We start from the raw sequence: 18,013 nt of genomic DNA, 5'->3' as shown, positions 1-18,013 counted from the left end.
TAATAGCCGAACCCAACCCCTGATTTTCCTGAAAAAACCATGACACAAGACTGGAATTCCCTACTCCATCGGCTCCGTGACGGCGCCGACAACCTGGGCGATGCCCAGGCCGAAGCCAAGGCCGCCGCCGAAGGCACGGTGGTCGCCCTGTTGCCGGACCTGGGGCTGTTGCGGGCAAGCGGCCCGGAAGCCGCCGATTTCCTGCATCGCCTGCTGACCAACGACATCGAGAACCTGCCCCCCGAGGGGCTGCGGCGAGCGGCCCTCTGTACGCCCAAGGGAAGGATGCTGACCGATTTCCTGTGCTGGCGGGAAGGCGAAGACTATCTGCTGCAAAGCGGCGCCGACCTGCTGCCCGGGATGCTGAAAAAACTCTCCATGTACATCCTGCGCAGCAAGGTCACGCTCCGCGACGTCAGTGCGGAACGGCCGCTGATCGGCCTTTCCGGTCCGGATGCGACGGCCCTGTTGGCTGAACTGGGGGTGACGCCCCCGCCCACCATGGGCCGCGTCGACGTTCGCGGCGGCAGCCTGCTGGCGCTGGACGCTCAGCGCTTCCTGCTTGCCTTGCCGGCGGCCGAAGCCGAAACGGCCTGGCAGGCACTGGCGCAACGTGCCCGCCCGGTGGGGCCCGCTGCTTGGCGTTGGCTGGAAATCGCGGCCGGCGTTCCCCGCATCTGCCTCTCCACCCAGGAGGCTTTCGTACCTCAGATGGCCAACTTCGACGCAGTGGGAGGCATCAGTTTCAAGAAGGGCTGCTATCCAGGGCAGGAAATCGTTGCCCGCACCCATTACCTGGGCAAGGTCAAGCGCCGCATGTTCCACGCCCGCATCGATGGCGAGGCGTTGCCGCCCGGGACCGGCGTCTTTGCGGCGGAAACCGGCGACCAGGCGTGCGGTATGGTGGTCAGCCTGGCCCCGGCACCGACCGGCGGCCATGAGTTGCTGGCGGTGATCCAGATCAGTTGCGCCGAGGCCGGCGACATTCGCCTGGGCAGCCCGGAGGGACCCCGCGCCGTACTGCTGCCGCTGCCCTACGCAATGGATTGAGCATGTGCCTGATCCTCGTCGCCTGGCGCGTCCACCCCGACTACCCCTTGGTGGTGGCCGCCAATCGGGACGAGTATCACGTGCGTCCCACCGCGCCGGCGGGTTATTGGCCGGAACACCCGGACATTCTGGCCGGACGTGATCTGCAGGGCGGCGGAACCTGGCTGGGCGTCAGCCGCAGCGGGCGTTTCTCCGCCCTGACCAACTTTCGCAGCCCAGACCATCTGAAACCCGCGGGGCCTTCCCGCGGCGGCCTGGTCTCTGGATTCCTTACCGGTACCGACTCCGCATCTGCGTACCTGGCCGCCGTCGAACCCGATGCCTTCCGCTACAGCGGATTCAACCTTCTGGTGTGCGACGGCGCGACACTGGGTTGGCTGAACAACGTCGATGGGCACCGGCGCCTGCTGACGCCGGGCATCTACGGACTTTCCAACGCCTTGCTGGACACCCCCTGGCCCAAGGTCGAACAGTCCAAATCCGCCCTGGCGCGGGCTCTCCATGCCTTGCCCGACTGGCAGGCGCTGTTTCATCTGCTGTGGGACGACACCACCTACCCCAACGATCGGTTGCCCCGCACCGGGGTTGATCCCGAATTCGAACGGCTGCTGTCGGCCGCCTTCATCCGCAATCCGGATTACGGTACCCGCAGTTCCACCGTGCTGATCGAAGATGCCCGCGGGCGGCGCCTGTTCATGGAACAGGGCTGGCTGCCTTCGGGCGAGCCGGGAGAGCGTCGCCAATTCGAATTGCCGGGACCAACCTGAATATCCTCATCCCAAAGTCCCTGTCGGCAATACGCTTGAATCTCGCGACGGGAAAGCGCAGTCTCCAATGAATCTCAGCACAAGGAATCCGTCATGAATCTCTGGAAGCGGCCGGTCCGCCTGATCTGCACATTTCTAGGATTGTCGGCGCCCTCCGCCTGGGCCGGGGAACCGCCCGCCGTCGATACGCCGGCTCCCGCCTTTGCCCTGCCGGACCAGGCGGGAAAGACCCGCGCGCTGGAAGAATGGCGCGGCACATGGGTGGTGCTGTACTTCTATCCCAAGGACGACACGCCCGGCTGCACCACCGAGGCTTGCGCTTTTCGCGACGACCTGCACAAGCTCGCCGCCCTCGGCGCGCAGGTGGTGGGCATCAGCGTGGACGACAGCGCGTCCCATAAGGCCTTCGCCGAGAAATACCACCTGCCCTTCCCACTGCTGGCCGACAAGGACGGCGCGGTGGCAGGCCGTTACGGCGCGCTCTACGATCTGTGGCTGATGAAGTTCGCCAAGCGATACACCTTTCTGATCGATCCGCAGGGCAATATTGCCCGCCGCTATTTGTCGGTCAAGGTTTCCCGCCACTCGGCGGAGATCATCCGCGATCTGCAAACCCTGACGGCCGCGGCGCAATGAGGCGAGAGGCGGATATCTGAAGACGGACATCCACCCCGAGGCGATAGAATCGCTTCCTTTTTCGCCAGGGCTTCCCGACGATGTGGTTCCGTAATCTGCAAGTCTTTCGCATTCCCGGCAATTGGACGCTGCCTCTCGCCGAGTTCGAGCAACAGCTTTCCCGCCAGCTATTCCAGGCCTGCGGCAGCCAGGATGCCCAAAGCCGAGGCTGGATTTCGCCGCGCGGCAACGATCAGTTGGTGCACAGCCTGAATCGCCAATGGCTGATCACCCTCGGCAGCGAACAGAAATTGCTGCCAGGCGCGGTGGTCAAGCAGGAAGCGCAGGAACGCGCCCGTCACTTCGAGGAAGAACAGGGCTATCGCCCGGGCCGCAAGCAGATGCAGGAAATCCGCGACCAGGTGACCATGGAACTGCTGCCCCGCGCCTTCAGCCGCTACCGTTCCACGTCGGTGTGGCTCGATCCCGTCAACGGCTGGCTATGCATGGACGCCGCCAGCATCGCTCGTGCCGACGAGATCCTCGATGTATTGGGCAAATCCCTCGACGAAGCGCCCATTTCCCGCCTGCGCACTCAATTGTCGCCGGCGGCGGCAATGGCCGACTGGCTTGCCTCGGGAGAGGCGCCCGCCGGCTTCACCGTGGACCGGGATTGCGAACTGCGCGCGCACGGCAACGAGCAGGCCACTGTCCGCTATGTGCGCCATGCGCTGGATGGGGACGAGATCCGCGCCCACCTGGAACAGGGCAAGCAGCCCACCCGCCTGGCGCTGACCTGGAACGACCGCATCTCCTTCATCCTGACGGACAAGCTGGAGATCAAGCGACTGGCCTTCCTCGACATCCTCAAGGAAGATGCCGAAAAACAGGCCCAGGACAACGACGAACTGTTCGATATCGAGTTCACCCTGATGACGGGAGAACTCACTCACCTGTTGACGGATCTAGTCCAGGCCCTGGGCGGGGAAATCGAAGAGGACTGACGGCGCCCGCCATGACACCACCGCGACACCGCGCCGCGCCCATCGGTGGAGCGGACGGTGCGCTACGTGCTGCAGGGAAGGCGCGGATCAGCGCTCGGCGTTGACCAGGCGAGCCTTGCTCTTGGCTTCGGCCTTGTTCGCATCGGTGGTCTGACGACCAAAAGCCTCGCGGGCGAGGCGCCCGCCCTTGGTGGCTTCAATACTCTTGATGCAGCGCCAGCGCTTGCCAGTCTTGGTTTCAATCTGGCGCATCTCCTCTTTCGGGTGATGGCGCTGACAGTGGTAACAGTATGCAGTATCGGACATGGATCGAAAGGCCGCTCTTCCAAGTATCTCGGCAATCTTGCCTGTCTTTTTGACAAATAGAAAGGGGCGACCCGTCTGGAATCGCCCCTCTTATTTTTGGCTCCCCGACCTGGGCTCGAACCAGGGACCTACGGATTAACAGTCCGGCGCTCTACCGACTGAGCTATCGGGGAACAGCAGAGGCGCGCATTATAGGCAGAACTTTTTTCTGGCGCAAGGACAAAGGGTGAAATTCATTTCAGTGCGCTGGCGCTCGGTCCGACGTTGCCTCGATTACGAGTCATCGGACTGGAGAACTGCGGGAACGACTTCCGGCCCGGACGGCGTTATATGATCGCGCCCCACGCCCTCCCCCGTGTCACCGCGCCATGTCCACACCAATTTCTTGTCCCTGCGGCAGCGGCAAACCCTACGCCGACTGCTGCGGCCCCTGCCACGCCGGAAAACCGGCCGCCACCGCGGAAGCCCTGATGCGCAGCCGCTACAGTGCCTATGTGCTGGCGCTCGAATCCTATCTGCTCGGCACCTGGCATCCGACCACCCGGCCGGTCAGTCTCGATCTGGCGCCGGCGCCGAAATGGCTAGGACTGAGCGTGAAGCGCCATGAAACCCTGGGGACGGACAATGCCGTGGTGGAATTCGTCGCCCGCTACAAGGTGGGCGGCCGCGCCCACCGCCTTCACGAATCGAGCCGCTTCCGCCGCGAGGATGGCTGCTGGTATTACGTGGATGGGGAGTTCCCGGCCTGACTGGAAAGGCTCGCCCCCTCCGGGGGGGGGGCGATAGGGCTCGCTGCGCTCGATATCACGGGGAACGCTGTAGCAGCACCGATAGGTTGCGGCTGGCGCCGCGTGCCGCTTTCCCTTGGGACGGCCCGGCGGGAAAGCTCATTTTTCACGCTAAGAGAGTTCGATGCGGATCAACTGCCGCTGCCCGATGCGGCCGCCCAGGCGCGAAAAGAAATCCAGCAGCGCCATCTGCCAGCCGTACTTGCGGCGCAGGGCGGCGTAGCCCCGGGCGCATTCCTCCGCATCATCAACCAGATGGGCCCGCGCGTCCTGCCAGTGTCCGAGCAGGCGGCCCCGTACGTCGCAGGGCGCCACACGGACCTGCGGCGAATGGCGGATCCGCTTCACCTTGCCCGCCTGTCCCGCCGAAAAGACATACAGCCCTCCGGCTTCGGCGGCGAACCAGACCGGCGTGGCGACGCTCTCGCCATTGCGGCGGGAGGTGGCCAGATTCAGATAGCGGGCGGAGTCCAGATTGTGATTCACGGCGATCTCCTGATAGGGTGCGAGGCTTCGGATAGTACGAGAATATCGCGCCCGCCATTGTCCGCAAACCCATGAGTTCCACGGAAATCCTGCCCATCCTGTACCGGGACGAGACCCTGGTCGCCGTCCACAAGCCCGCCGGACTCCTCGTGCACCGCTCCGACCTGGCCCGCCATGAGACCCGCTTCGCCGTGCAGATGCTGCGCGACCAGCTCGGCATTCCGGTCCATCCCCTGCACCGGCTGGACCGCGGCACGTCCGGCATCCTGCTCTTCGCCACCGTGCGCGGCATAGTCCTGGACTGGAGCGGCGTGCGCAAGACCTATCTCGCCGTGGTGCGGGGCCATCCCGCTGTGGCGGGAGAAATCGACCATCCCCTGAGCCGCCAGCCCGATGCATACGAACGGGCGCCGGACACGCCGGCCCCGCCCCAGGCGGCCTTGACCCGCTACCGGCGCCTGGCCAGCGTGGAACTGCCGATCGCGGTGGACCGCTATCCCACCAGCCGCTACGCCCTGATGCAACTGGAGCCGGTCACCGGCCGGCGCCACCAGTTGCGGCGCCACATGAAGCACATCGCCCACCCCATCATCGGCGACGCCACACATGGCAAGGGCCGCCACAACCGCATGTTCGCCGAGCGCTTCGACAGCCGCCGGCTGCTGCTGGCGTGTGTCGAACTGGAATTCCGCCATCCCGCCAGCGGCCGGCCCCTCGCCATCACCGCGCCCCTCGACGGTGACTTCGCCCGGCTGGTCGAGGCCCTCGGCTGGCGCGATGCGCTGCCGCCGGCCTGGCTTCCTTGAAGGAGAAGAAACAGGTGCGTGGTCGGCCCTGTTTGGCAGTGCGATTGCGAACGGATGTTCGAGCCTATCAACGTATAATTATGAGTTCTGTATTGGCACTTATCTAGCGAGGACCCCATGGAACGCGAATCGATGGAATTTGACGTGGTGATCGTCGGCGGCGGCCCGGCCGGGCTGGCAGCGGCGATTCGCCTGAAGCAGCTCAACGCCGAGATCAACGTCTGCCTGATCGAGAAAGGCTCGGAAATCGGCGCCCATATCCTTTCCGGCGCGGTCATGGATCCTCAGGCGCTGACCGAGTTGATCCCCGACTGGAAGGAACAGGGCGCTCCCCTGGACACCGAGGTCACCGAAGACCGTTTCGTGTTCCTCACCGAAACCGGCGGCTTCCAGGTGCCCAACGCGCTGCTGCCCGACTGCTTCATCAACCACGGCAACTACGTGATCAGCCTCGGCCAGGTGACCCGCTGGCTGGGCCAGCAGGCCGAAGCGCTGGGCGTGGAAATCTATCCCGGCTTCGCCGGCGCGGAAGTGCTGTTCGACGAGAACGGCGCGGTCCGCGGCGTGGCCACCGGCGACATGGGTGTCGGCAAGGACGGCCAGCCCACCGACGCCTATCAGCCCGGCATGGAACTGCTCGGCAAATACACCCTGTTCGCCGAGGGTTGCCGTGGCCACCTGGGCAAGCAGCTGGAAGCCAAGTTCAACCTGCGCAACGGCGCCGATCCCCAGACCTACGGCATCGGCATCAAGGAGTTGTGGGAGATCAAGCCCGAGAAGCACGTCAAGGGCTTGGTGATGCACACCGCCGGCTGGCCCCTGTCCTCCGACACCTATGGCGGCTCCTTCCTCTACCACTTCGGCGAGAACCTGGTGGCGGTGGGCTTCGTCGTCGGCCTGGGCTACAGCAACCCCTATCTCTCCCCGTTCGAGGAGTTCCAGCGCTACAAGACCCATCCCAAGATCCGCGGCTTCTTCGAAGGCGGCAAGCGCCTGTCCTACGGCGCCCGCGCCATCGCCGCCGGCGGCCTGCAGTCGCTGCCCAAGCTGATCTTCCCGGGCGGCGCCCTGATCGGCGACGACGCCGGCTTCCTCAACGCGTCCCGCATCAAGGGCTCGCACGCCGCGATCAAGAGCGGCATGATGGTCGCCGAGTCCATCGCCGAAGCCCTGGGCGCGGAGCGCCAGCTCGACGAGCTGACCACCTATCCCGAGAAGTTCCGCCAGTCCTGGCTCTATCAGGAACTCCACAAGGCGCGCAACTTCAAGCCCTGGATGAGCAAGGGCACCTACCTGGGCGCGCTGATGGTGGGCGTCGACCAGATCCTGTTCAAGGGCAAGGCGCCCTGGACCCTGCGCAACAGCGCCGACCACGCCAAGCTCAAGCTGGCCTCCGAGTGCGAACCGATCCAGTACCCCAAACCCGACGGCGTGCTGACCTTCGACCGGCTGTCTTCCGTGTTCCTCTCCAACACCAACCATGAGGAAAACGAACCCTGCCACCTGACCCTGAAGGACGCCAGCGTGCCGGTCCAGGTGAATCTGGCCAAGTACGACGCCCCCGAGCAGCGCTATTGCCCGGCCGGCGTGTACGAGATCGTGCGCAACGACGACGGCAGCAACCCGCGCCTGCAGATCAACGCCCAGAACTGCGTGCACTGCAAGACCTGCGACATCAAGGACCCGACCCAGAACATCAACTGGGTGGTGCCGCAGGGCGGCGAAGGCCCGATCTACACCAACATGTAAGTCCGGCAGATGGCCCGTTCGCTCGGAACGGGCCACCCCTGCCCCACTCCGTCCCGCCAGCTACTTCGACAGGTAGCGCCGTTCGTCGAAGCTTCCCACCAAATGGGGACGATAGACCACCATCAGCGTGATCGCGGCGCCGTTGAGCCAGGCTTCGGCAAACCCCAGCAGCAGGAAATACGGCAGGAACTCACCCAGCAGCGTCTCGGCGCCATAGACATCCGCCGTCCAGAGCAGCAGTGCCGCCAGGACACCCGTGGCGGCCGTGACCAGCGCCGCGCCGAGAAAGGCCGCGCAAAACACATAGACGAAAAGATTGGCCGGCAGGCGACGCGTCACCAGGCGCATCAAGGCCTGCGATACCAGCACCGGGAACACTACCATCACCAGGCCGTTCAAGCCGTAGCTCTGCCAGCCCGCGCCGCCGTTGACGGTCACCGCCGCCAGCACCACGCACAGCCCGAGCACGGCCAGTTGCCAGCCGAACATCAACGTCAGCGCGGTGACGCCCAGGAGATGCAGGTTCAGCCCCGGCTTGACGCCGGCCTTCATGCTCCAGAGCAGCATCAGCACGACGATGGCGCCCGCCCAGACATTGAGCTGGTCGTCCTCGGCCAGACGCCTCCAGGGCGCGCTCCAGGCGCTCGCCAGAATCAGCGCGCCGAGCAACGCCCAGGCCGCGACGGACCATGGGAAGGTGAACAGGGCATCGGGGAAATTCATTGCAAATGCCTGGGAGGAAGGTCGCGGGCGATCAGTCTATTGGAAAATCGACCACGCCAAGAACGAAGCGCGTGAGGAAGCGGGACCGACCCCGACCCCCTCCGCACTCCTCATGCTCGCCTACTGGGTTGTAGAACTCTGAGCGAAATGCTCCGCCACTTCCAGGAGCAAGCGGCGCCGGTCCATTCTCATTCCCCGGAAGTGATTCAACAAGACTTTCTCGTCTTCATTGTCCGGCTGAATCCTGGCCGGTAAACAAATCCCCTCGGCCCTCGCCATCAACTCATAGACCCGGATACCAAGCGCAACGGCCAGCATATCCAGCAACTGTTCGCCGGGGTAATGGCGATCCGTCTCGATTCGGGAAACTGTACCTGCCGTCGCGTTGCAACGAAACGCCAGCTCTTCCTGGGTCATCCCATGCTCCAAGCGAAGGTTTCGTATGACTGCACCGATTTTCATGGTGCAGAGCGTAAGGCAGCATTCGCATCACGAAAAATCGTATTGCGAATTAATATTCGCTATGCGAATATATTACCTTTCCAACATACGTCAAAAAGGGGATATTTCAAATGATCGCGGTTCGTTCCGTCCTTCGCACCTCTCTGGTCATGACCACGCTCAGTCTGGCACTTTCCGGCTGTTTCGGCAGCGGTTCCAACCCCGCCTCTCCGAGCCCACAAACACCTGTAACGCCAGCCAACCCTGACCCGGCCACACCAACCAATCCGACCAATCCGACGACCCCCACCAACCCCACCACGCCCACGGGGCCATCGAATGCGGGTATTTCGACCAGCTTTACCGTAACCGCCACGATCGTTGGCGACGTGGTGAGCAACGTCAACGCCGGAGAGGTCAAAACCGACCAAAACATGACCCTGACCACCACGGGCTCGGTCGGACGTGGGGAGTCTGCCGGTAACGTCACCTCCGCCACGATCAATGCCATCCACGCCAGCGAAAGCGGCGCCGCCAGCATGACGATAACGGACGGCGTCAATGGCGCAAAAATTCAAAATCACACCGGTGGAGCCTGGGCAAATGCATCGGGCGGCGCGGTCGAGAACGACATATCGCTCCAAACATCCATGGAGAAAACTGTCGTCAACGGCAGCTACGCGCCCGGCGAGGCGCATGAGTCGTATGCCTACATGACTTTCGGGACCTGGTTCGAGGATCGAACGACCGGCAGCACGGCCCAAGGTGTGAACGGTTCATTCGTTTATGGCAGCGCAACCGATCCCGCCAGCATTCCCTCGACCGGCACGGCAAGCTACGCCGGCAATATCAGTGGGACCTACTTTCTCGCCAACGGCGCCGAACCGCCGGATACTCATGCCAGCATGAATGCCACGGTGGATTTCTCGGCGCGCTCGCTGAGCTTCAGCACCCAGAACAGTCGAATCTACAACAGCTACGACAACACGTATGACCAGGCCACCAACAAGGTGACCATCGTCAACAGCAATGCCACGGCGGCGCCCGAACTGAACATGAACGGTACGCTGACCTACGCGGCCGGCTCCAACGTGTTTTCCGGCACGGTCACCGATGCCGGCGGCCGAAGCGGTACGGCGACCGGACGATTCTTCGGCCCGGCCGCCGAGGAAATCGGCGGTGCATTCGGACTGTCAGCCGCCGGAAAAGGGACGCATAGCGGGTATTTCGTCGGCAAGAAATAACACCTCGGCCCCACCATCCCATCCCATTTCATTCCTTCGTAACAAGCGCCCCACGGACGAGTCCGTGGGGCTTTTTTATATCTTTCCATGACTTTCACATTTTTATCCATCATCCGCCATGGTCTGCGCAGTCTGGCTTTGGCGATCACGGTATTTGCCGGTACTGCCCAGGCCACAAAAGTCGATGCCGATCCACGAGTGAATGAAGCCTCGCGTCTGTTTGCTCAACAGAACTACACAGACCTTCAACCCTTGATCGATGGATTGCGGGCCGCCCCCGAGCCGCACCAGGAAGTGCTGTTCATTTCTGGCATGTTGCACGCGCAAGCCGGACGTTTCGACCTGGCCGCCAGGGAATTCCGCTTGATGCTGGCTCGCGATCCCTCCCTCATCCGGCCGCGCCTGGAACTTGCGCTTGTCCTTCAGAAGTCCGGCGACCGTCAAGGGGCCAAATATCACTACGAACAAGTGCTGGCCATGGACCTGCCGACACCCGTCATGCGCAACATCTATCGTCAATTGTTCGATATCCAGGAACGGGAGCCCTCAGTTCGACTGACCCTGGAGCTTTCTTCCGACTCCAATCCCAAGCAGGCCACACAGAATCGGGTGGTCAACATCGGCGGCCGCCCCTACACCCTGAATGAAAACAGCCGCGCGGAGCAGGTGTGGGGCATTGCCGCGACCGCCGACGTGCATCTGCCCATCACGTATGACCCCACCTGGTTCGTCCATGCTTACGGGGAAATGTATGAATATCCGGGACGTACGGTCGATTCCCGTTACACCCAGGCAACCGTGGGCAAGCGCCTCGAATGGGGCCAACACCACATGTCGATCGAAGTGGGGGGACACGCCAATTGGCGTCAAGGAGAACGGCAATACACCGGCGCGACGGTGCAGGGCACGGGGTTTCTGCGTTTGTCCCCACACCTGGCGCTGTCCGGCGAAGTCGTACTGAAAACCCTGGACTACCCCGACCTGCCCTATCTCACCGGCACCATGCGTTACATGGGCGCCATCGGCACCTACGTTCCCATGTCCACCCAGCGCTGGGATTTCGGTCTGGGCATCAACCAGTACCAGGCAAAGGAAGCGGCGTACACCTATCTTCAGCCCAGCATGACGGCGCGTTACATGCGCGAATGGCCCGGCGGATGGATTACCGGTGCCAAAGTGCAGATATTGAACGCCCGTTTCGACGCGCCCGATCCATTTTTTGGAGAGACGCGCCGGGACAAGGAGCGCCGCATCGAGTTCGACATCCTCAATCGCAAATTGAAGTGGTGGTCATTTTCACCGCGCCTCATGGTCGGCTACGCCCAGCGTGACTCCAATCTGACCTTGTATGATTACAGGCGCACCTATACCCGCATCGGACTCACACGGGAGTTTTGATCCTCGAAACGCTCAAGGTCTGAGGGTCTCAGGGCGAACGGTTCATACATCACCGTGTCGGACAAAACATAGTAGCCAGGCCCCCCATGAAAACTCTGACATCCTACGACCACGGCATCCATGCCATCGACTCCGGCTATGGCGGCGAGCGTTTCGACGCCATCCATCTGATCGAGGAAGGCGGCCGCGTCGCCATCGTCGACACCGCCACCAACGCCTGCGTGCCGCGCCTGCTGGATCAACTCGACAAGATGGGCATCGGCCGGTCGCAGGTGGATTACGTGATCCTGACCCACATCCATCTGGATCACGCCGGCGGCGCCGGCCGGGTCATGGCCGCCCTGCCCGAGGCCCGGCTGGTGGTTCATCCACGGGGCAGCCGCCACATGGCCGATCCGGGCAAGCTTTTCGCCGCCGTGCAGGAAGTCTATGGCGAGGAAGAGGCGGACCGGCTCTATGGCGAGCTGCTGCCGGTGGCGGCGGGCCGCATCATCGAGGCCGCCCACGGCAGCACCCTGTCCCTGGCCGGGCGGGAATTGCTGTTCCTGGATGCGCCGGGCCATGCCAAGCACCACCTGGTGATCCGCGACGGCCGCAGCGGCCACATCTTCACCGGCGACACCTTCGGCCTTTCCTACCGCCATTTCGACGCCGGCGGCCGCCAGTTCGTGATCCCGACCACCTCCCCCAGCCAGTTCGACGCGGCCGCCCTGCACCGCACGGTGGACATGATCGCCGGCTACCAGCCGGCCGCCCTCTACCTGACCCACTATGCCCAGGTGGTGGACGTCCCCCGCCTGACGGCGGACCTGCACCGCCTGATCGACGCCCACGTGGCGGTCGCCGAACGTTGGCGCGATGCCGGCGGCGAGCGCCACGAGCGTATCAAGTCCGGGCTGGCAGAACTTTTCCTGCGGGAGGCGCGCGACCAGGGCTGGGCGATGCAGGGCGACGCCATGCTGGAGTTCCTCGCCATGGACATCGACCTCAACGCCCAGGGCCTGGACATCTGGCTGGGTAGCTGAGCCTCCTGAGAGGCTGGCCCTAGCCGCGCTGGCGCCGCGCCTCGAACAGGCAGATGCCGCTGGCCACCGAGACGTTGAGGCTTTCGACGCTGCCGTGCATCGGAATCCGCGCCAGCTCGTCGCAGGTTTCCCGGGTCAGGCGGCGCAGGCCGTCGCCTTCCGCCCCCAGCACCCAGGCCAGCGCGCGGCGCTGGTCCACCGCGTAGAGATCGCGTTCCGCCTCGCCGGCGGCGCCGACGGTCCAGATGTCGCGCTCCTTGAGTTCGCGCAGGGTGCGCGCCAGGTTGGTGACGGTGATGTAGGGCACGGTGTCGGCCGCGCCGCTGGCGACCTTGATCGCCGTGGCGTTCAGCCCCACCGCGCGGTCCTTGGGCGCGATCACCGCGTGCGCGCCGGCGCCGTCGGCCACCCGCAGGCAAGCGCCGAGGTTGTGCGGGTCCTGGATGCCGTCCAGCACCAGCAGCAGGGCCGGCTCCGCCAGGGTGTCGAGCACGTCGTCCAGGGCCACGTGGCGCTGGGCGGCGCTGATCCGCGCCACCACGCCCTGGTGGCGCTGCGCCATGCCGTCGAGGCGGGCGGCGGCCACCGGCAGCACGCGCACGCCGCAGTGCTCGGCCAGTTTCAGCAGATCGCGCATGCGGCCATCGTGGCGGTCCTCGGCCAGGTAGATTTCCTTGACGCCTTCCGGATCGTGGCGCAGCTTCGCGGTGACGGCGTGAAAGCCGTGGATCAGGCGGGTTTCAGCCATGGCAGTTTGCCTCTTCATTGTTTGCGCCCAGTTCCCGGGCGGCGGCCAGGCCGGCCTGGTACAGGGGCTGTTGCGCCAGTTCCTCCCGCGACAGGGCGCGGGCAGCGGACAGCAGCCGGCCCAGCCGCGCCGCGCGGACCGGGTCCGGTTGCGGCTGCCAGCGCGCGAGCAGCTCGCCCACCGCGGCGGGCGCGTTGCACACCAGCAGCACGTCGCAGCCCGCTCCCCAGGCGGCTTCGGCGCGGGCCACGATGTCGCCGGCGACGGATGCGCCCTCCATCGACAGGTCGTCGCTGAAGATCACGCCGTCGAAGCCGAGGCCGCGCCGCAGCCGGTCGATCCAGACCGGCGAAAAGCCGGCGGGCCGGGCATCCACCTTGGGATAGATCACATGCGCCGGCATCACCGCGTCCAGCTTGAGTTGGGCGTAGGGCCGCATGTCCCGTTCGATCTCGTCCGGTTCCCGCTCGTCGACCGGAATCGCCACGTGGGAGTCGGCCTCCACCCAGCCGTGACCGGGGAAGTGCTTGCCGCAGGCGCCCATGCCGGCGGCCTGGAGGCCCTCGATCAGGGCGCCCGCCAGGCCGGCGACCGCCGCCGGCTCGCGATGGAAGGCACGGTCGCCGATCACTCCGCTGCGGCCCCAGTCCAGGTCCAGCACCGGAGTGAAGGAAAAATCCACGCCGCAGGCGCGCAGTTCCGCCGCCAGCACGTACCCCAGCGCCCGCGCCGACTCCAGCGCGGCGTCGCGATCCTCGTCCCAGCGCCGCCCCAATTCGGCCATCGCCGGCAGGCGGGTGAAGCCTTCCCGGCAGCGCTGCACGCGGCCGCCTTCGTGGTCGATGGTGATCGGCAACGCCGGCGTGCGCAGGGCGTGAATCGCGGCGCAAAGCTCGGCCAGCTGTTGTGGACCCTGGTAATTGCGGGCGAACAGGATCGCGCCGCCCACCAGGGGGTGGGTCAGCCGCTCCCGGTCCAGGTCGGACAGGGCGGTGCCGGCGATGTCGATCATCAGGGGGCCGAGGGGAATGGCGGGCAAGGAGGTCATGTTTGTTCCAGGATCACGAAAGCCAGGGCGTAGCCGCCCTCGTCGGAAAGGGAAAGGTGGGCGGTCAGGCCGCGCCGGGCGAACAGGGCCGCCAGTTCCGCATTGAATTCGAACGTCGGCTTGCCCAGGGCGTCGTGGCCGACGGCGACGGCCGGCAGCAGCAGGGGCGCGCGCACGCCGCTGCCCAGGGCTTTGCCCAGCGCCTCCTTGGCGGCGAAGCGCTTGGCCAGGAAGCGCGCCGGATCGGGGCTGGCGCGGCAGGCGTCGCGCTCCGCCGGCGCCAGCAGTTTCGCCAGCGCCCGCTCGCCGTGGCGTTGGAACAGCGCGCCGAAGCGGGCGATCTCGGCCAGGTCGGTGCCGATGCCGTGGATCACGGCTGCCGGTTCCCCGCGGCTTCTCGCATCACGCGCTTCATTTCGCGGATCGCGTTCTCCCAGCCCATGAACAGGGCGTCGGCGACCAGCGCGTGGCCGATGTTGAGTTCGGCCATGCCGGGAATCGCGGCAATCGGCGCCACGTTGCCGAAATGCAGGCCATGCCCGGCATTGACCCGCAGGCCCAGGTCGAGGCCATGGGCCACGGCGCGCCGGATACGCTCCAGTTCGGCCTGGGCGGCGCCCTCGGCTTCCGCGTAGGCGCCGGTATGGATTTCCACCACCGGCGCCCCGGCCGCCCTGGCGGCATCGAGCTGCGCCGGGTCGGGGTCGATGAACAGCGAGACGCGGATGCCGCCGTCGCTCAGGCGGCCCACCGCGTCCTTGACCCGATCGAAGCCGCCGATCACGTCGAGGCCGCCCTCAGTGGTCAGTTCCTGGCGCTTCTCCGGCACCAGGCAGACGTCCTGCGGCTTGATGCGCAGGGCGAAGGCCAGCATTTCCCCGGTCACCGCCGCTTCCAGGTTCATCCGCGTTTTCAGCAGGGGGCGCAGGGCCTCCACGTCGCGGTCCTGGATGTGGCGCCGATCCTCCCGCAGGTGCAGGGTGATCAGGTCGGCGCCGGCCTGCTCCGCCAGCAGCGCGGCCCGGATCGGATCGGGATAGGCGGTGCCGCGCGCCTGGCGCAGGGTGGCCACGTGGTCGATGTTGACGCCGAGATCGATCATGGAAAGCTCTTTCAAATCTTCAAATCAAAAAATCTTCTACAGTTCCTGCAAATCGACGAACACCCGCCGCGATTGCAGCACGTGCCCGTTGAGGTGATGGGCCAGCAGTTGGCGCATCAACAGTTTGCTCTCTGCCAGGGTGCGCGGGTCGCGGTAATCGTCGGCCGCCAGGTCCAGCAGGGTCTTGCCGGCCAGGGTGGGCACGCCCTCGTCGCCCTCGGCGGCGACGGCCCCGCGCTCCACCAGGTAGAGATAGCGGCCGTCGCCCCGGATCGGCGTGCCATCGGCTTCCCGCTCCAGGCTCAGGCCGTAGCCGATTTCCTTCAGCAGCGATTTCTCGAAGCGGCGCAGTTCGGGCGCGTCCGCCGCGCCGCCGGCCAGCGCCGCCAGGGCTTCGGCATAGGCGTCGAACAGGCTGGGATGGGCATCCTCGCGCGGCAGCAGCTTTTGCAGCAGTTCGTTCAGATAATAGCCCAGCATCAGGCAGCGCCCTTGCAGCAGGGGCGTGCCGCCCAGCCATTCGGCCTTGGCCAGGGTCTTCACTTCGCCGCCGCCGAACCAGCCCAGTTCCAGGCGCTGGAAGCCGATCAGCACGCCGCGCAGCGCGGAGCGGGGACGGCGCGCGCCGCGCGCCAGCAGGGCCAGGCGGCCGTGCTCGCGCGTGAATGCATCGAGGATCAGGCTGGTCTCGCTGTAGGGGTAGGCATGGAGCAGGAACGCCACCTGATCGTCATGCCGCGTCCTCGATTCGGCTCGGCGGACGCTGCTCACTCGTAGCCCAGCGACTTCAGCGCCCGCTCGTCGTCGGCCCAGCCGCTCTTGACCTTGACCCAGGTCTCCAGCCAGACCCGGCCGCCGAAGAGTTGCTCCATCTCCTTGCGGGCGTCGGTGGAGATGCGTTTCAGGCGCTCGCCGGACTTGCCGATGACGATGCCCTTGTGGGCCGCCTTGTCCACGATCACCGCCGCGTGGATGCGGCGCAGGTCGCCTTCCTGCTCGAATTGCTCGATCTCCACGGCGATGCCGTAGGGCAGTTCCTCGCCCAGGTTGCGGAAGAGCTTTTCCCGCAGCATTTCGGCGGCGAGGAAGCGCTCGGAGCGGTCGGTGATGTCGTCCGCATCGAAGACCGGCGGCGCCTCGGGCAGATGGCCGGCGGCCACCTTCAGCAACTCCGCCACCCCCTGCCCTTTTTCCGCGCTGATCGGCAGGATTTCGGCGAAGGGATAGGTCTGCGCCATTTTCTCGATGAAGGGCAGCAGGCGCCCCTTGTCCTCCAGGCGATCGACCTTGTTGATCACCAGCAGCACCGGCCGGTTCCGCGGCAGCACCTTGACGATCTCGTCCTCGCCGCCGCCCCAGCGCCCCGCCTCGACCACGAACAGCACCACGTCGACGGCGGCCAGGGTCTGGGTGACGCTGCGGTTCATCATGCGGTTCAGGGCGTTGCGGTGCTGCATCTGGAAACCGGGGGTGTCGACGAAAATGTACTGGCAGTCGTCCGTGGTCAGGATGCCGTGGATGCGATGGCGCGTGGTCTGGGCCTTCTTCGAGGTGATGCTGACCTTGGCCCCCACCAGGCGATTGTTGAGGGTGGATTTGCCCACGTTGGGGCGGCCGACGATGGCCAGGTAACCGGTATGAAAACTCATTTTGACTTTGTCGTCTCCAGGGCGATGCGGGCCGCCGCCTGCTCGGCGGCGCGGCGGCTGGGGCCGCTGCCCCTGCTGGCGATGCCCAGTTCGGGAATGCTGCACTCCACTTCGAATTCCTGCGCATGGGCCTCGCCGCGGGTGGCGCACAGCACGTAGCGGGGCAAGGGCAGGCGCCGCGCCTGCAGCAGTTCCTGCAACGCGGTCTTGGGGTCCTTGCCCGCCTCGCTCGGGTCCACCCGCTCCAGCAACGGCCGGTAGAGCCCGGTGATCACGCCGGCGACGGCATCGAAGCCGCGATCCAGATAGACGGCGCCGAAAATCGCCTCCAGGGCGTCGGCCAGAATCGAAGGACGACGGAATCCGCCGCTCTTCAACTCGCCCTCCCCCATGCGCAGGAAGTCGCCCAGTTGCAGGCCCTGGGCGACTTCGAACAGGGTTTCCTGGCGCACTAGGCTGGCGCGCAGGCGGGACAGCTCGCCTTCGCGCAACTGCGGATGCGCCTCGAACAGCAAGGCGGCCACCACGCAATTGAGCAGGCTGTCGCCGAGAAATTCCAGGCGCTCGTTATGCGGCGAACCGAAGCTGCGATGCGTCAACGCCTGGATCAGCAGTTCTTGCCGGGCGAACGCGTAGCCCAGCGCCCGTTGCAGCGCCTCCGGCTTCATTGGGCCGCGGAAGTGCCCTCGAAATCGATCAGCAGGCTGACCTTGCCGAAGAGGGAAATTTTCTTGGGGTAGGCGAAGGTGATCACGATCTGGCCGCCCTCCTTGGAAATGTCCAGGTCCTCGCCCTTGATGCTTTCGATGCGATCGATCGGCGCCCGTTTGTCGAAGGATTTGCGCACGTCGGAAACGCCCGCGTCCTTCAGGGCCGGATCCTGGACCATGGCCTTGATGGTTTTCTGGATCGCGAAATATTCCAGCACGTCGGGCGTCACCTTCATGCCCAGCATCGCGACCAGCCCGATCACGACGCAGCCCATCAGCATGCCGCCCAGAGTCAGCCCCCGCTGAAACTTGCTTCCTCGCATCACTGCACCCTCCTAGACCGGCCAAGCCGGA

The 18,013-nt window shown here is 65.3% G+C and carries 22 protein-coding genes and 1 tRNA gene; 10 read left to right on the top strand and 13 right to left on the bottom strand.

Features of this window, described 5'->3' with window-relative positions; genetic code table 11:
* Positions 1-39: 39 nt before the first annotated feature.
* The 4 genes from B9N43_RS03600 to B9N43_RS03585 all read left to right on the top strand — a co-directional run bounded on the left by B9N43_RS03600 (position 40) and on the right by B9N43_RS03585 (position 3,436).
* On the top strand, positions 40-1,050 hold the full coding sequence (locus B9N43_RS03600) for a YgfZ/GcvT domain-containing protein (protein ID WP_261379381.1): 1,011 nt from the start codon (positions 40-42) through the stop codon (positions 1,048-1,050).
* A gap of 2 nt (positions 1,051-1,052) precedes the next feature.
* The gene (locus B9N43_RS03595) at positions 1,053-1,817 is read left to right on the top strand and encodes an NRDE family protein (protein WP_145840967.1); all 765 of its coding nucleotides are present in this window, start codon (positions 1,053-1,055) and stop codon (positions 1,815-1,817) included.
* A gap of 93 nt (positions 1,818-1,910) precedes the next feature.
* On the top strand, positions 1,911-2,453 hold the full coding sequence (locus B9N43_RS03590; RefSeq protein ID WP_145840966.1) for a peroxiredoxin: 543 nt from the start codon (positions 1,911-1,913) through the stop codon (positions 2,451-2,453).
* An 80-nt stretch (positions 2,454-2,533) separates the two neighbouring features.
* A complete protein-coding gene (locus tag B9N43_RS03585) occupies positions 2,534-3,436 on the top strand; it encodes a recombination-associated protein RdgC (RefSeq protein ID WP_145840965.1) in 903 nt (300 codons plus the stop codon).
* An 87-nt stretch (positions 3,437-3,523) separates the two neighbouring features.
* Here the strand turns inward: B9N43_RS03585 and B9N43_RS17125 are convergent, their stop codons facing one another.
* Together B9N43_RS17125 and B9N43_RS03580 are read right to left on the bottom strand one after the other, a co-directional pair.
* Positions 3,524-3,688 (bottom strand): hypothetical protein, encoded by a 165-nt coding sequence (locus B9N43_RS17125; RefSeq protein WP_186453966.1) that lies wholly within the window; start codon positions 3,686-3,688, stop codon positions 3,524-3,526.
* A 151-nt stretch (positions 3,689-3,839) separates the two neighbouring features.
* Positions 3,840-3,915, bottom strand: a tRNA-Asn gene (locus B9N43_RS03580).
* Positions 3,916-4,110: 195 nt separating this feature from the next.
* Here B9N43_RS03580 and B9N43_RS03575 point away from each other — a divergent pair.
* Positions 4,111-4,491 carry a YchJ family protein gene (locus B9N43_RS03575; protein ID WP_145840964.1) on the top strand — a complete coding sequence of 127 codons (381 nt, stop codon included), beginning with the start codon at positions 4,111-4,113 and terminating at the stop codon, positions 4,489-4,491.
* Between the two features lie 150 nt (positions 4,492-4,641).
* Here B9N43_RS03575 and B9N43_RS03570 read toward each other — a convergent pair whose 3' ends face one another.
* Positions 4,642-5,016, bottom strand: coding sequence for a PPOX class F420-dependent oxidoreductase (locus B9N43_RS03570; RefSeq protein WP_186453965.1), 375 nt, complete (start codon positions 5,014-5,016; stop codon positions 4,642-4,644).
* Between the two features lie 71 nt (positions 5,017-5,087).
* Here B9N43_RS03570 and B9N43_RS03565 point away from each other — a divergent pair, with 71 nt between their 5' ends.
* Entirely contained in the window at positions 5,088-5,822 is a 735-nt protein-coding gene (locus B9N43_RS03565) for a pseudouridine synthase (protein WP_261379380.1), read from the top strand.
* Between the two features lie 117 nt (positions 5,823-5,939).
* Positions 5,940-7,571 (top strand): electron transfer flavoprotein-ubiquinone oxidoreductase, encoded by a 1,632-nt coding sequence (locus tag B9N43_RS03560; RefSeq protein WP_145840963.1) that lies wholly within the window; start codon positions 5,940-5,942, stop codon positions 7,569-7,571.
* Between the two features lie 60 nt (positions 7,572-7,631).
* Here the strand turns inward: B9N43_RS03560 and B9N43_RS03555 are convergent, their stop codons facing one another.
* Together B9N43_RS03555 and B9N43_RS03550 are read right to left on the bottom strand one after the other, a co-directional pair.
* Complete coding sequence (locus B9N43_RS03555; RefSeq protein WP_145840962.1) at positions 7,632-8,294, bottom strand: energy-coupling factor ABC transporter permease; 663 nt, start codon at positions 8,292-8,294, stop codon at positions 7,632-7,634.
* A gap of 120 nt (positions 8,295-8,414) precedes the next feature.
* Positions 8,415-8,756, bottom strand: coding sequence for a helix-turn-helix domain-containing protein (locus tag B9N43_RS03550; RefSeq protein ID WP_145840961.1), 342 nt, complete (start codon positions 8,754-8,756; stop codon positions 8,415-8,417).
* A gap of 110 nt (positions 8,757-8,866) precedes the next feature.
* Between B9N43_RS03550 and B9N43_RS03545 the strand changes: the two genes are divergently transcribed.
* The 3 genes from B9N43_RS03545 (at position 8,867) to B9N43_RS03535 (ending at position 12,402) form a co-directional block, all read left to right on the top strand.
* A complete protein-coding gene (locus B9N43_RS03545) occupies positions 8,867-9,979 on the top strand; it encodes a transferrin-binding protein-like solute binding protein (RefSeq protein ID WP_145840960.1) in 1,113 nt (370 codons plus the stop codon).
* Positions 9,980-10,066: 87 nt separating this feature from the next.
* Complete coding sequence (locus B9N43_RS03540; RefSeq protein ID WP_145840959.1) at positions 10,067-11,377, top strand: surface lipoprotein assembly modifier; 1,311 nt, start codon at positions 10,067-10,069, stop codon at positions 11,375-11,377.
* 86 nt (positions 11,378-11,463) lie between these two features.
* On the top strand, positions 11,464-12,402 hold the full coding sequence (locus tag B9N43_RS03535; RefSeq protein ID WP_145840958.1) for an MBL fold metallo-hydrolase: 939 nt from the start codon (positions 11,464-11,466) through the stop codon (positions 12,400-12,402).
* 19 nt (positions 12,403-12,421) lie between these two features.
* Here the strand turns inward: B9N43_RS03535 and rlmB are convergent, their stop codons facing one another.
* From rlmB to B9N43_RS03495, 8 genes are read right to left on the bottom strand one after another with little or no spacing between them, the layout of a single operon-like run.
* Complete coding sequence (gene rlmB / locus B9N43_RS03530) at positions 12,422-13,150, bottom strand: 23S rRNA (guanosine(2251)-2'-O)-methyltransferase RlmB (RefSeq protein ID WP_145840957.1); 729 nt, start codon at positions 13,148-13,150, stop codon at positions 12,422-12,424.
* Positions 13,143-14,198: a beta-N-acetylhexosaminidase gene (gene nagZ, locus B9N43_RS03525; protein WP_409994723.1), complete on the bottom strand. Its 1,056-nt coding sequence runs from the start codon at positions 14,196-14,198 to the stop codon at positions 13,143-13,145. Before nagZ ends, rlmB begins: the two co-directional genes overlap by 8 nt.
* Complete coding sequence (acpS, locus tag B9N43_RS03520) at positions 14,195-14,572, bottom strand: holo-ACP synthase (protein WP_145840956.1); 378 nt, start codon at positions 14,570-14,572, stop codon at positions 14,195-14,197. The genes nagZ and acpS overlap by 4 nt, the downstream gene beginning before the upstream one ends.
* The gene (gene pdxJ, locus B9N43_RS03515) at positions 14,569-15,300 is read right to left on the bottom strand and encodes a pyridoxine 5'-phosphate synthase (protein ID WP_145840955.1); all 732 of its coding nucleotides are present in this window, start codon (positions 15,298-15,300) and stop codon (positions 14,569-14,571) included. The genes acpS and pdxJ overlap by 4 nt, the downstream gene beginning before the upstream one ends.
* Before the next feature lie 36 nt (positions 15,301-15,336).
* Positions 15,337-16,071 (bottom strand): DNA repair protein RecO, encoded by a 735-nt coding sequence (recO, locus tag B9N43_RS03510; RefSeq protein ID WP_145840954.1) that lies wholly within the window; start codon positions 16,069-16,071, stop codon positions 15,337-15,339.
* The gene (gene era / locus B9N43_RS03505; protein WP_145840953.1) at positions 16,068-16,949 is read right to left on the bottom strand and encodes a GTPase Era; all 882 of its coding nucleotides are present in this window, start codon (positions 16,947-16,949) and stop codon (positions 16,068-16,070) included. Before era ends, recO begins: the two co-directional genes overlap by 4 nt.
* Positions 16,946-17,617 carry a ribonuclease III gene (gene rnc, locus B9N43_RS03500; RefSeq protein WP_145840952.1) on the bottom strand — a complete coding sequence of 224 codons (672 nt, stop codon included), beginning with the start codon at positions 17,615-17,617 and terminating at the stop codon, positions 16,946-16,948. The genes era and rnc overlap by 4 nt, the downstream gene beginning before the upstream one ends.
* Positions 17,614-17,982 carry a DUF4845 domain-containing protein gene (locus B9N43_RS03495; protein ID WP_145840951.1) on the bottom strand — a complete coding sequence of 123 codons (369 nt, stop codon included), beginning with the start codon at positions 17,980-17,982 and terminating at the stop codon, positions 17,614-17,616. Before B9N43_RS03495 ends, rnc begins: the two co-directional genes overlap by 4 nt.
* Positions 17,983-18,013 lie beyond the last annotated feature (31 nt).

It is taken from the genome of Denitratisoma sp. DHT3 (genome assembly GCF_007833355.1).
Classification (GTDB): domain Bacteria; phylum Pseudomonadota; class Gammaproteobacteria; order Burkholderiales; family Rhodocyclaceae; genus Denitratisoma.
The sequence above is the reverse complement of the archived record's forward strand: the minus strand, read 5'-3'. Positions and strand labels throughout refer to the sequence as shown.

Bases quoted from the DNA above. Each gene is read 5' to 3' on its own strand.
- pdxJ (WP_145840955.1), bottom strand. From the start codon at position 15,300: ATGATCGATCTCGGCGTCAACATCGACCACGTGGCCACCCTGCGCCAG.
- B9N43_RS03550 (WP_145840961.1), bottom strand. From the start codon at position 8,756: ATGAAAATCGGTGCAGTCATACGAAACCTTCGCTTGGAGCATGGGATG.
- B9N43_RS03590 (WP_145840966.1), top strand. From the start codon at position 1,911: ATGAATCTCTGGAAGCGGCCGGTCCGCCTGATCTGCACATTTCTAGGA.
- nagZ (WP_409994723.1), bottom strand. From the start codon at position 14,198: ATGACCTCCTTGCCCGCCATTCCCCTCGGCCCCCTGATGATCGACATC.
- rlmB (WP_145840957.1), bottom strand. From the start codon at position 13,150: ATGGCTGAAACCCGCCTGATCCACGGCTTTCACGCCGTCACCGCGAAG.
- B9N43_RS03545 (WP_145840960.1), top strand. From the start codon at position 8,867: ATGATCGCGGTTCGTTCCGTCCTTCGCACCTCTCTGGTCATGACCACG.
- B9N43_RS03575 (WP_145840964.1), top strand. From the start codon at position 4,111: ATGTCCACACCAATTTCTTGTCCCTGCGGCAGCGGCAAACCCTACGCC.
- B9N43_RS03555 (WP_145840962.1), bottom strand. From the start codon at position 8,294: ATGAATTTCCCCGATGCCCTGTTCACCTTCCCATGGTCCGTCGCGGCC.
- B9N43_RS03560 (WP_145840963.1), top strand. From the start codon at position 5,940: ATGGAACGCGAATCGATGGAATTTGACGTGGTGATCGTCGGCGGCGGC.
- B9N43_RS03600 (WP_261379381.1), top strand. From the start codon at position 40: ATGACACAAGACTGGAATTCCCTACTCCATCGGCTCCGTGACGGCGCC.
- B9N43_RS03585 (WP_145840965.1), top strand. From the start codon at position 2,534: ATGTGGTTCCGTAATCTGCAAGTCTTTCGCATTCCCGGCAATTGGACG.
- rnc (WP_145840952.1), bottom strand. From the start codon at position 17,617: ATGAAGCCGGAGGCGCTGCAACGGGCGCTGGGCTACGCGTTCGCCCGG.
- B9N43_RS03565 (WP_261379380.1), top strand. From the start codon at position 5,088: ATGAGTTCCACGGAAATCCTGCCCATCCTGTACCGGGACGAGACCCTG.
- B9N43_RS17125 (WP_186453966.1), bottom strand. From the start codon at position 3,688: ATGCGCCAGATTGAAACCAAGACTGGCAAGCGCTGGCGCTGCATCAAG.
- era (WP_145840953.1), bottom strand. From the start codon at position 16,949: ATGAGTTTTCATACCGGTTACCTGGCCATCGTCGGCCGCCCCAACGTG.
- B9N43_RS03495 (WP_145840951.1), bottom strand. From the start codon at position 17,982: ATGCGAGGAAGCAAGTTTCAGCGGGGGCTGACTCTGGGCGGCATGCTG.
- B9N43_RS03595 (WP_145840967.1), top strand. From the start codon at position 1,053: ATGTGCCTGATCCTCGTCGCCTGGCGCGTCCACCCCGACTACCCCTTG.
- B9N43_RS03535 (WP_145840958.1), top strand. From the start codon at position 11,464: ATGAAAACTCTGACATCCTACGACCACGGCATCCATGCCATCGACTCC.
- B9N43_RS03540 (WP_145840959.1), top strand. From the start codon at position 10,067: ATGACTTTCACATTTTTATCCATCATCCGCCATGGTCTGCGCAGTCTG.